Source organism: Mycolicibacter sinensis (genome assembly GCF_001667945.1).
Lineage (GTDB): Bacteria > Actinomycetota > Actinomycetes > Mycobacteriales > Mycobacteriaceae > Mycobacterium > Mycobacterium sinense_B.
The window spans coordinates 1-7,121 of record NZ_LZJK01000004.1 but is presented as its reverse complement, the minus strand read 5'-3'; the positions used below and the strand labels follow the sequence as shown (position 1 = coordinate 7,121).

The window sequence follows — 7,121 nt, the reverse complement described above, 5'->3', positions numbered from 1 at the left end:
GCGCTGCGGGTGGCCGCCGCCGACGATTTCGTGGCCGCCCACCAAGACGGGCTGGCGATGCCGGTGGCCCAGGGCGGGATCAACCTGTCCGGCGGGCAGCGGCAACGGCTGGCGATCGCCCGGGCGGTAATCCGCCGGCCGTCGATCTATCTGTTCGACGACGCGTTCTCCGCCCTGGACACCCGCACCGACGCTGCCGTGCGCGCCGCACTGCAGGAGGTAGCCGCGCAGGCGACGGTGATCATCGTGGCGCAGCGCATCTCGACTGTGGCGCAGGCCGATCAGATCGTCGTCATCGATGACGGGCGGGTGGTCGGCACCGGAACCCACCACCACTTGCTCATCGAGTGCCCCACCTACGCCGAGTTCGCCGAATCCCAATCCCTGGCGGGTGAGCTGCTGTGAGCGCACCGGTGACCGATCCCGCCGCGCGGGCCGCTGACTTCTCGGCCACCGCAATGCGGCTGGTACGGCGGCTGGGCCCGCAGCGCCGGTTGATCGCCGCGGTGATCGCGCTGTCGCTGGGCGGCATCGCGATCGGGGTGGCCGGCCCGCGGATCCTGGGCCACGCCACCGACCTGGTGTTCAACGGGGTGATCGGCCGCGGCCTGCCGTCGGGCCTGACCAAACAGCAGGCCGTCGACGCCGCCCGCGCTTCCGGCCGCAGCACCTACGCCGACATGCTGTCCGGGATGGATGTGGTGCCCGGCGCCGGCGTCGACTTCGGCGCGGTCGCGCGCACCCTGGCCCTGGCTGGGGGGCTGTATCTGGTTGCGGCGCTGATGGTCTGGACCCAAGCGCGGTTGCTCAACGTGATCCTGCAGCGCACCCTGCGGACCCTGCGCCGCGACGTCGAGGACAAGATGCACCGGTTGCCGTTGCGCTACTTCGATACCCAGCGCCGCGGTGAGCTGCTGAGCCGGGTCACCAACGACGTCGACAACACCGCGACGTCGGTGTCGATGACGGTCAGCCAACTGTTCAGCTCGGTGCTGACCGTGCTGGTGGTGTTGGCGATGATGCTGTCGATCTCGCCGCTGCTGGCGGCGATCACGCTGCTCGGCGTGCCGGTGTCGCTGCTGGCGGTACGGGCCATCACCCGGCGCTCGCAGCGACTGTTCGCCGCGCAGTGGGCGGCCACCGGGCGGCTCAATGCCCACCTGGAGGAGACCTACAGCGGCTTCACCCTGGTGCGCACGTTCGGCCACCGGGACTGGGCGCAGCAGCGCTTCGACGAATGCAACGACGAGCTCTACCGGTCGGGATTCGGCGCCCAGTTCCTGTCCGGACTGGTGGCCCCGGCGACCGGGCTGGTCGCCAACCTGGGCTACGTCGCGGTCGCGGTGCTCGGCGGCTTCCAGGTGGCCACCGGCCAGATCACCTTGGGCAGCATTCAGGCGTTCATCGCCTACGTCCGGCAGTTCAATCAGCCGCTGGGCAACCTCGCGGCGATGTACAACACGCTGCAGTCCGGGGCGGCCAGCGCCGAGCGAGTCTTCGCCTTCCTCGATGAACCCGAGGAGCCACCGGACCCCGCAGTACCGTTGTCGCGCAATGGTTCCGCACTGCGCGGTCAGGTGGAGTTCCGCGACGTCAGCTTCGGCTACCGGCCCGGAGTTCCGGTGATCGAAGACCTGTCGCTGACCGTGCAGCCGGGCAGCACGGTGGCGATCGTCGGACCGACCGGAGCGGGCAAGACCACCCTGGTCAATCTGCTGATGCGGTTCTACGACGTCGACCGCGGGCAGATTCTGATCGACGGCGTCGACATCACCGCCGTCGACCGCTCGGCGCTGCGGTCCTCGATCGGGATGGTGCTGCAAGACACCTGGCTGTTCACCGGAACGATCGCCGACAATATCCGCTACGGACGGCCCGACGCGCCAGAGGACGAGGTGCTGGCGGCCGCGCGGGCCGCCCACGTCGACCGGTTCGCCGAGGCGCTGCCCAACAGTTACGCCACCCGGGTCAGCGACGACGGGGCCGGCATCAGCGCCGGGGAGAAGCAGCTGATCACCATCGCCCGGGCGTTTTTGGCCCGCCCGCAACTACTCATCCTCGACGAAGCGACCAGCTCGGTGGACACCCGCACCGAGCTGTTGGTCCAGCGGGCGATGCGCGAGTTACGCAGGGACCGCACCAGTTTCATCATCGCTCACCGACTGTCGACGATCCGGGACGCGGATGTGATCCTGGTGATGCAGGCCGGCCGGATCGTCGAGCAGGGCACCCACGCCGAGCTGCTGGCCCGCCGCGGGGCGTACTGGGCGATGGCCGAAGGCAGCTGAATTCCGGTCGAATCACCCATTGCTGACCGGTGGTCACCGGGGTAAATTCGACCGCGAAGCAGGCCCGGACATGACCGAACCGAAGAGCTGGTCCCGTGGGTGAAAGCCAGCCGCGCAGGAAGTGTAAGACGCCCCCCACGTCAGCCGGGCCTGCCCTATCGTTTTGTGCCGGTCAGTATTTCAGCTCCAGCACAGCGGCCAGTGGACGTCGCGGCGTCGGCGCCGGCGTCTGCTCCAGCGCGGGTGTGCCACCGACACGGATCAGCACCTGCGGCAGATCCTCACACCCAGCCAGGGCGGCCAGCATCGCCCGGGCCGTCGGCACCTCCGTCAGATGCGTCACCGGGCAGGTGCCCAGACCGGCCATCGTGCACTCCCGCAGGACGGTGGAGAGCGCCTCTCCGCAGGCCAGGGCATTGGCCGGATTGTCGGTGGCGGTGGACAGAAACGGCAGCCGGTCGGTACGCGGCATCAGGATCGCGTTGGCGCGATAGCGCTGCAGATCGCTGACCCGCTCAGCGGCGGCGAAACCGATCGAGGCCAGGCCGCTGCGACAGGGCCGTTAGTCCTCGGCGCCGCCGTTGCGGTGCCGGACCCGAAAGACGCTCACCTCACCCTTGATGCCCTTGAGGTGCCGCGCGCCGGCAAACGACCAGCGGAACCCGTCGTGGTCAGCGAGGGCGGCCTGCACCGGCCCGGCGACCAGCACTGAGCCCGGACGCGCCACCCCGGTCACCCGGCTGGCCAGGTTCACCGGGCTGCCGAACCAGTCACCGGCCCGGCTCACCGCCGGCCCGGCCGCGATACCGGCGCGTAGCCGCGGAAAATCGTCGTCGGAATCAGTGGACTCGACCAGCTTCAGCACCGCGTTCAGCAGCGCCGCCGAGTCGGCGCAGACGAACATCACCGCGTCACCGATGGTCTTGATGAACCGTACCGGCGGCACCGCCACGTCGCGGGCCCGCTCCGCCAGCCGGTTGGCCAGGCGCTCCAACTCCTCGGGCGGCACCATCTCGCCCAACCGGGTGAAACCGACCAGATCGGCGAAGGCCACCGCCACCTGGCGGGCACCTGGAAGCGCGCTACCGGCAGCGATCTCGCCCGCGGTGACGGCCTCGGTCTCCAACTGGTGGCGCAGATGCATGAACAGCGCTTCGCTGATCCACGGACCCAGCAGCGGCGCAATCCGGCCGACCAGCTCCTGGGAGCGCTGAGCGATTTCCAGCTCGGTGCCACCGGATTCCAGCACCGCGGCCAGCGCGGCCGAGCGCATCACCTCCGCGGCGTGCGAAAAGCCGTCGGCCAGCACCCGTACCACCCGCACGATGTCGTCAGCCTTCAGACCGGCGTCGAGGAACCCCTGCGCCTGGGCGGCGACCGCCCCGTCGCCCCGCAGATGCATCGCCGCGTCGGGGTCGTCCATCCGGGCCAGGCCGATCGCACGTTGCACCCGCTGCAGGAACTGCAAATCGATGCCGTGGGTGGCGGCGATCTCTCGCGCCGACACATAGTCGTCGTCGAGGCCCACCACCCGGCCGGTGGGCAACAATGCCGGCGCGCTCGCGACGCGGATCTGCTCGGCGGTGAAGCCCTGCCCCAACAGCCATTCGATCAGTTCGGCACGTTCGGCACGCGCAGTGCCGTGCAGGCCGTCGAGCAAGTCGTCGATCTCGGGATCAGCCACGCCGCAAACGTATCGCCCGGCAGACTGTCGGGGTGGCTGAAGTCTTCGATGCGCTGACCGCCGATCAACTGCGCGCACGCGGCACGATCAAGTGGAACCACTTCGCCCCCGACGTGTTGCCGCTGTGGATAGCCGAGATGGACTTCCCCACCGCCCCGGCGGTGCTGGACGGGGTGCGGGCCTGCGTGGCCGCCGAGGAGTTCGGCTATCCGGCGGCCGGCTCCGATGCCCTGCCGGTGGCGGTAGCGCGCTGGTGCGCACACCGCTACGGCTGGGCCGCCCGGCCGGAGTGGGTGCGGGTGGTGCCCGATGTGCTCAAGGGCATGGAGGTGGTCATCGGGTTCCTCACCCGCCCGGAGAGCCCGGTGGTGCTGCCGGTCCCGGCCTACATGCCGTTCTTCGACCTGCTGCAGGTCACCGGCCGCCAGCGGGTGGAAATCCCGATGACACAAGACGATTCCGGACGCTACCTGATCGACCTGGACGCATTGGACGCGGCGTTCGCCGCCGGGGCGGGGTCGCTGATCCTGTGCAACCCGAACAATCCGCTGGGCACCGCGTTCAGCGCCGAGGAACTGCGGGCGATCATCGACATCGCCGCCCGCCACGGCGCCCGGGTGATCGCCGACGAGATCCACGCCCCGCTGGTCTATGACCGCCCGCACGTGGCGGCCGCCTCGGTGTCGGAGGTGGCCGCCGACACCGTGATCACGCTGATGTCGGCGTCGAAGGGCTGGAATCTGCCGGGCCTGATGTGCGCCCAGGTGATGTTGACCAACCAGCGTGACGCCGACGCCTGGGACAAGATCAACATGATGCACACCATGGGCGCCTCCACCGTCGGCATCCGGGCCAACATCGCCGCCTACACCGGCGGTGGCGACTGGCTGGACCGCCTGCTGCCCTACCTGCGGGCCAACCGCGATCACCTGAGCCGTGTTCTGCCCGAGGCGGTCCCGGGGCTGCGGGTCAGCCATCCGCAGGCCACCTACCTGGCCTGGCTGGACTTCCGGGCGCTGGGGCTGGCGGCCGAACCGGCCGAGCATCTGCTGACTCATGCCCGGGTGGCGCTGAGCCCGGGCATCCCGTTCGGCGGTGGCCCGGGCTTTGCCCGGCTGAATTTCGGCACCACCCGGGCGATCCTGGACCGGGCGATCGAGGCGATGGCCTTGGCGCTGCGCTGAGCCGAGCGGCTAGCGTGGCGTGATGTCCTGCGTGTTCTGCGCCGTAGCGGCCGGCGAAGCTCCGGCCGTGCGGGTTTTCGAAGACGGCGACTACCTGGCGTTCCTCGACATCCGGCCGTTCACCCGCGGCCACACCCTGGTGATCCCCAAGCAGCACAGCGTGGATCTGACCGACACCCCGGCAGAGACACTGGCGGGCATGCTCGCGGTCGGCCAGCGGATCGCCCGGGCGGCGCGGGCCTCCGGGTTGCACGCCGACGGCACCAACCTGGTGATCAACGACGGGCGGGCGGCCTTTCAAAGTGTGTTCCACATCCACCTGCACGTGGTGCCGCGCCGCAGCGGCGACAAACTGTCATTCGCCAAGGGCGTGCTGGTGCGCCGCGACCCGGACCGGGAGCGCACCGGGGCGATGCTGCGGGCGGCGCTGGCGGATACCGACGCCGCGCAGTCAGACTAAGGGCATGGACTATCTCCCCCTGATCGAAAAAGTGGGCGTCCGGGTGCTCGGCGTCCACGACCTGATCTACCGGCGGACCGGCGGCCGGGTCGGCCACCGGCTGCCGGGCCTGCCGCCCAGCCTGATGCTGCACCACGTCGGCGCCAAGACCGGCCGGGCGCGCACCTCGACGCTGTCCTATGCCCGGGACGGGGACACCTACCTGATCGTCGCGTCGATGGGTGGCGCTCCGCGCTCCCCCGGCTGGTATCACAACCTCAAGGCGCACCCCGATGTTGAGATCAACGTCGGGACCAAACGGTTCGCCGTCACCGCGCGGCCGGTGCTGCCCGACGACGGCGACTATGCCCGGCTGTGGCGGATCGTGAATGCCAACAACGCCAACCGTTATGAGGCCTACCAGCAGCGCACCTCGCGGCCGATTCCGGTTGTGGTGCTCACCCCGCGGTCGTCCACTTAACCGATCGTCTTTCTTTCTGTAGAAACCACTTGTCCGTTGTTAAGCGTCCGCTTAGGTAGTACTTTGGCGTGACCACGCCCCCGTGCGGGGGCCGCCGGGCAGGGTTCGCCCTCGATCCAGACAAGGTGGGGCGATGAGCCGACGACGCAATCCGCAACCGACTCGCCGGGGCGGGGCACGCGCCGCGATCGGGGCCGCTGTGGCCGCTGGATCGCTCGGCGGGGTGTTCGGACTGAGTCCCCTGGCGCCCGCGCCACCGGCGTACGCCGATGCAGACTTCGACTGGCTGGTCGAACTGTTTGCGCCGACAGCGGGCCTGGCCGCCGGTTCAGACCCGCTCGACACCTCCGACGTATTCGGCCTGGACCTCTACACCGCACTGCACGACCAGGTGCAGGCCTGGATCATCAGCCCGCTGGGCATGCAGATCGACAACACCATCAACCAGCTGGCCGGCCAATACCTGATCGGCAATGGCGTCGACGGGACCTTCGAGAACCCCCACGGCGGCGCGGGCGGCCTGTGGTTCGGCGACGGCGGCGACGGATATGACCAGACACTGGCCGGGGTTGCCGGCGGCAACGGCGGCGCGGCCGGGATGTTCGGTGACGGCGGAGCCGGTGGTGACGGCGGAGCCGGTGCCGCAGGAGGCATCGGCGGAACCGGCGGATGGTTCATGGGCAACGGCGGCGCCGGCGGTGCCGGCGGCGAGGGTGTGCTCGGCGGTGTCGGCGGGGCCGGCGGGGCCGGCGGCGATGCAGTGGCCTGGTTTTTCGGCAATGGTGGGGCCGGCGGTGCCGGCGGCGCCGGAGCGGCCGGGGCCGGCGTGGGCGCCACCGGCGGCACGGGTGGTGCCGGGGGCGTCGGCGGAGCAAGTCTGACAGCGCAATTCGGCAACGGCGGCCAGGGCGGAACCGGTGGAATCGGCGGGACCGGCGGCGCCGGCCGCGCCGGAGCCGACGGGGCCGCCGCCACTATCGCCGGTGGCACCGGCGAGCGCGGCGAGGACGGCGGCGTCGGCGGGACCGGCGGCACCGGCGGCGTC

At 70.3% G+C, this 7,121-nt stretch carries 7 protein-coding genes and 1 pseudogene; 6 read left to right on the top strand and 2 right to left on the bottom strand.

Annotated elements, in window-relative coordinates; genetic code table 11:
- Together A5694_RS00120 and A5694_RS00115 are read left to right on the top strand one after the other, a co-directional pair.
- Positions 1 to 405, top strand: a 405-nt coding sequence (locus A5694_RS00120) for an ATP-binding cassette domain-containing protein (protein ID WP_131809464.1), incomplete at its 5' end; no start/stop codon positions are given.
- A 53-nt stretch (positions 406 to 458) separates the two neighbouring features.
- Positions 459 to 2,288 carry an ABC transporter ATP-binding protein gene (locus A5694_RS00115; RefSeq protein WP_234786484.1) on the top strand — a complete coding sequence of 610 codons (1,830 nt, stop codon included), beginning with the start codon at positions 459 to 461 and terminating at the stop codon, positions 2,286 to 2,288.
- A 172-nt stretch (positions 2,289 to 2,460) separates the two neighbouring features.
- On the opposite strand, the pseudogene A5694_RS00110 reads toward A5694_RS00115, so the two are convergent.
- Together A5694_RS00110 and A5694_RS00105 are read right to left on the bottom strand one after the other, a co-directional pair.
- Positions 2,461 to 2,745, bottom strand: a pseudogene (locus A5694_RS00110) (NAD(P)H nitroreductase); the annotation flags it as partial.
- Between the two features lie 105 nt (positions 2,746 to 2,850).
- Positions 2,851 to 3,972: an adenylate/guanylate cyclase domain-containing protein gene (locus A5694_RS00105; RefSeq protein WP_064919834.1), complete on the bottom strand. Its 1,122-nt coding sequence runs from the start codon at positions 3,970 to 3,972 to the stop codon at positions 2,851 to 2,853.
- A gap of 32 nt (positions 3,973 to 4,004) precedes the next feature.
- Here A5694_RS00105 and A5694_RS00100 point away from each other — a divergent pair, with 32 nt between their 5' ends.
- From A5694_RS00100 to A5694_RS24845, 4 genes are all read left to right on the top strand, one after another.
- Positions 4,005 to 5,156, top strand: a complete 1,152-nt coding sequence (locus A5694_RS00100; protein ID WP_064919833.1) for a MalY/PatB family protein — start codon at positions 4,005 to 4,007, stop codon at positions 5,154 to 5,156.
- 22 nt (positions 5,157 to 5,178) lie between these two features.
- Positions 5,179 to 5,616, top strand: a complete 438-nt coding sequence (locus A5694_RS00095; RefSeq protein WP_064919832.1) for an HIT family protein — start codon at positions 5,179 to 5,181, stop codon at positions 5,614 to 5,616.
- Between the two features lie 4 nt (positions 5,617 to 5,620).
- The gene (locus tag A5694_RS00090; protein WP_064919831.1) at positions 5,621 to 6,076 is read left to right on the top strand and encodes a nitroreductase family deazaflavin-dependent oxidoreductase; all 456 of its coding nucleotides are present in this window, start codon (positions 5,621 to 5,623) and stop codon (positions 6,074 to 6,076) included.
- A 133-nt stretch (positions 6,077 to 6,209) separates the two neighbouring features.
- Positions 6,210 to 7,121: PGRS repeat-containing protein (locus A5694_RS24845; RefSeq protein ID WP_342710354.1), on the top strand; the 912-nt coding region annotated here is incomplete at its 3' end.

What these genes read in the sequence shown, in the direction of transcription:
- A5694_RS00095 (WP_064919832.1), top strand. Translation starts at nt 5,179, where the DNA reads ATGTCCTGCGTGTTCTGCGCCGTAGCGGCCGGCGAAGCTCCGGCCGTG.
- A5694_RS00115 (WP_234786484.1), top strand. Translation starts at nt 459, where the DNA reads ATGCGGCTGGTACGGCGGCTGGGCCCGCAGCGCCGGTTGATCGCCGCG.
- A5694_RS00090 (WP_064919831.1), top strand. Translation starts at nt 5,621, where the DNA reads ATGGACTATCTCCCCCTGATCGAAAAAGTGGGCGTCCGGGTGCTCGGC.